This window comes from Tenacibaculum sp. MEBiC06402 (genome assembly GCF_049239625.1).
GTDB lineage: Bacteria > Bacteroidota > Bacteroidia > Flavobacteriales > Flavobacteriaceae > Polaribacter.
The window spans coordinates 1-2110 of the sequence record NZ_JBMKKT010000073.1; the positions used below are offsets into that span (position 1 = coordinate 1).

Below are 2110 nucleotides of genomic sequence, written 5' to 3' on the forward strand. Positions count from 1 at the left end.
AATTATCTTTCCGCAACATCGGAAAACGACTCGCGTCCTTTTCCCGCAAAAAATCATACACAAATACGTTAGGCACAATATATGAATAGACTAATTGCATTTTGGAAAAGACCTACAGAAACTTTTGAATTAATTCAATCTGAAAAGATTAATTGGTTTAAAGTTTCATTGCTTTTTAGTTCTAATGGTTTCATTTTCATTTATTATTTAATGAAATCAAAAGGACTAATAAAAATTGAAAGTTTTGAGCATACAATTGCTTCGATTCTTGGAATGTTACTAATTGGAATAATCTATGGCTTAATCTCAAATTTTAGTGTTGGGATTTTCATTAAATTAACTGGAAAAGTATTTGGAGGTAAAAATGACTTGAAAAAAATATATAATACTTTAAGTTGGTCTTACCTACCATCTACTTTTTCTGTATATCTTATAATTGTCAATGTCTTAATCGCAAGAATTTTGACAACGGAAATTGAATCTACTATTGCAATTATTCTTGTGTTATTAGTCGGAATTTTTTCTCTTGTACAAGCAGTTTTAGGAATTTGGCAATTAATATTAATTTACAAAGGGTTGAAAGTTACTCAAGAATTGAATGGTTTAAAAACAATTTTGAATTATTTAACAGGTGCTGGAATATTTGGAGGAATTTATTACTTCTTAATATATCCATATTTATGAAAAAATACAGTGCCTAACACCGTATAAACTTTATTGCTGCTAAATTTTTCCTTCGGAAAAATACGCAGGCACAAAGTTGTTTAATTTTTACTTACTTTTAGGCTAAAATCAACGCAACAAAGCTTATACCAAAACGTTAGGCAAAATATGAAAAAAAATATACTTACACTTTTAAGTATTGGAATTTTAATTGTTTCGTGTCAAGCACAAATTGATAAGAAAGGACTTCCAAAAACTTTGACTGAAAATAAAAAAGAGAATACAGAATATGATTTAAACGATGCTATTGAGGTTTATATTGATTCTGATAATCAGATTTACGTAAACAAAAAGAAAGTTGATATTAACTCGTTAAAAAAGAAAATTAAAAATTTTGAATATGAAAAAAAATCTAAATCAATAATCATTTTCGAAACGAACAAACTTGTTGATTATGGCTTTTATGTAGATATTCAAAATGCAATAACAGGTGAAATAAAATCCTTAAGAGAATCCTTAGCAAGGAAAAAATATAACTCGAATTTAAAGAATCTAACGGATAAAGAATTGGTTGAAATCCAAAAGACATATCCTATGAGAATAATTGATAGAGAATAAAATACTTTGCCTAACATTGGCTATAATTAATGCAAGGTTAGGTGTTTAATCCAAAAGTTAGTGTATTTTTATAAAGTCGTCAAATCATTTTGATTTGACTTTTGAATAAGAAAAAATAAAAGCAAACAAAATGCTTGGTCTTAGTGCTAAATCGGAAAGCCTCCGCTTCCCTATTCCTGCACTAATCATAGCCGAAGCCGTTGTACACAATTACCAAACTGAACTAAAAAATGGGAATATTAAATAGATTCTTAAAGAAAAAGAAAACTATACCTGAATTTGAATTTATAAAATCTTATGAGTTCAAAGACAAGTACTTTTCAAGAACAAAAAAATGGACTTGGATTAAACAAGATCAAGTTGCATTATTAGAAAAAGATGAAAACGGAAAAATCATAGCGACTACGATGGAATATTGGTTTCAAGAAATGTTTCTAGACGCAGATGGAAAAAGAACAATCTCTGAATATTTAAATGTGCTTATAAAACAATTCCAAGAGAGCAAAATGGAAATTCCAAATGATTTGGATGTGTTTATGACTGAAACACTTTGGAGCTTAAAAACGGACCTGAATGCAATTATCTTTTCGGATTTATCCGTTGAACTTAAACCTGAATTTAAAAATCCCACTGAATAGAAATAACAGTGTACAACAACGTGTATAATTAATTGCGGCTGAATTTCCTCACCGGAAATTCAATCTTATTAATTATCTTTCCACATCAACGGAAAACGACTCGCGTCCTTTTCCCGCAAAAAATCATACACAAATACGTTGTGTGCAATACCGAGAAGCTCTTGAACGAAATGAATAAAATGACATATTTA

Annotated in this window: 3 protein-coding genes; all 3 read left to right on the plus strand. The window is 28.9% G+C overall.

Annotated features, from left to right (window positions below; all coding sequences use genetic code 11):
* Positions 1-81 precede the first annotated feature (81 nt).
* Positions 82-684 carry a YIP1 family protein gene (locus ACOSP6_RS01155; RefSeq protein WP_422092332.1) on the plus strand — a complete coding sequence of 201 codons (603 nt, stop codon included), beginning with the start codon at positions 82-84 and terminating at the stop codon, positions 682-684.
* 147 nt (positions 685-831) lie between these two features.
* On the plus strand, positions 832-1281 hold the full coding sequence (locus tag ACOSP6_RS01160; protein ID WP_422092333.1) for an ExbD/TolR family protein: 450 nt from the start codon (positions 832-834) through the stop codon (positions 1279-1281).
* Between the two features lie 230 nt (positions 1282-1511).
* The gene (locus tag ACOSP6_RS01165) at positions 1512-1919 is read left to right on the plus strand and encodes a hypothetical protein (RefSeq protein ID WP_422092334.1); all 408 of its coding nucleotides are present in this window, start codon (positions 1512-1514) and stop codon (positions 1917-1919) included.
* Positions 1920-2110: the final 191 nt, after the last annotated feature.